The sequence below is a fragment of the Streptomyces sp. NPDC002499 genome (genome assembly GCF_053595415.1).
The window spans coordinates 1-1,343 of the sequence record NZ_JBSFXO010000031.1 but is presented as its reverse complement, the minus strand read 5'-3'; the positions used below and the strand labels follow the sequence as shown (position 1 = coordinate 1,343).

Sequence of the window (1,343 nt, the reverse complement as noted above, 5' to 3'; positions counted from 1 at the left end):
CTACACCCTTACCCCGGGACAACCACCGCCCGGGATGGACTACCTTCCTGCGTCACCCCATCACTCACCTACTACAAGTCTGGTCCGCCGGCTCCACCACTTTCCATTCCCCGAAGGGTCCGGAACGGCTTCACGGGCTTAGCATCGCCTGATTCAATGTTTGACGCTTCACAGCGGGTACCGGAATATCAACCGGTTATCCATCGACTACGCCTGTCGGCCTCGCCTTAGGTCCCGACTTACCCTGGGCAGATCAGCTTGACCCAGGAACCCTTAGTCAATCGGCGCACACGTTTCTCACGTGTGTATCGCTACTCATGCCTGCATTCTCACTCGTGAACCGTCCACAACTCGCTTCCGCGGCTGCTTCACCCGGCACACGACGCTCCCCTACCCATCCCAACGGGCGTTGGCCCTCATGCTGGAATGACACGACTTCGGCGGTACGCTTGAGCCCCGCTACATTGTCGGCGCGGAATCACTAGACCAGTGAGCTATTACGCACTCTTTCAAGGGTGGCTGCTTCTAAGCCAACCTCCTGGTTGTCTCTGCGACTCCACATCCTTTCCCACTTAGCGTACGCTTAGGGGCCTTAGTCGATGCTCTGGGCTGTTTCCCTCTCGACCATGGAGCTTATCCCCCACAGTCTCACTGCCGTGCTCTCACTTACCGGCATTCGGAGTTTGGCTAAGGTCAGTAACCCGGTAGGGCCCATCGCCTATCCAGTGCTCTACCTCCGGCAAGAAACACACGACGCTGCACCTAAATGCATTTCGGGGAGAACCAGCTATCACGGAGTTTGATTGGCCTTTCACCCCTAACCACAGGTCATCCCCCAGGTTTTCAACCCTGGTGGGTTCGGTCCTCCACGAAGTCTTACCTCCGCTTCAACCTGCCCATGGCTAGATCACTCCGCTTCGGGTCTTGAGCGCGCTACTGAATCGCCCTGTTCGGACTCGCTTTCGCTACGGCTTCCCCACCCGGGTTAACCTCGCAACACACCGCAAACTCGCAGGCTCATTCTTCAAAAGGCACGCAGTCACGACCCACAGAGTAAACTCTGTGAGCGACGCTCCCACGGCTTGTAGGCACACGGTTTCAGGTACTATTTCACTCCGCTCCCGCGGTACTTTTCACCATTCCCTCACGGTACTATCCGCTATCGGTCACCAGGGAATATTTAGGCTTAGCGGGTGGTCCCGCCAGATTCACACGGGATTTCTCGGGCCCCGTGCTACTTGGGTGTCTCTCAAACGAGCCGCTGATGTTTCGACTACGGGGGTCTTACCCTCTACGCCGGACCTTTCGCATGTCCTTCGCCTACATCAACGGTTTCTGACTCG

General features: G+C 57.3%; 1 rRNA gene. It reads right to left on the bottom strand.

Annotated features, from left to right (window positions below):
• A 23S ribosomal RNA gene (locus ACWD5F_RS45440) occupies positions 1-1,343 on the bottom strand; the annotation flags it as partial.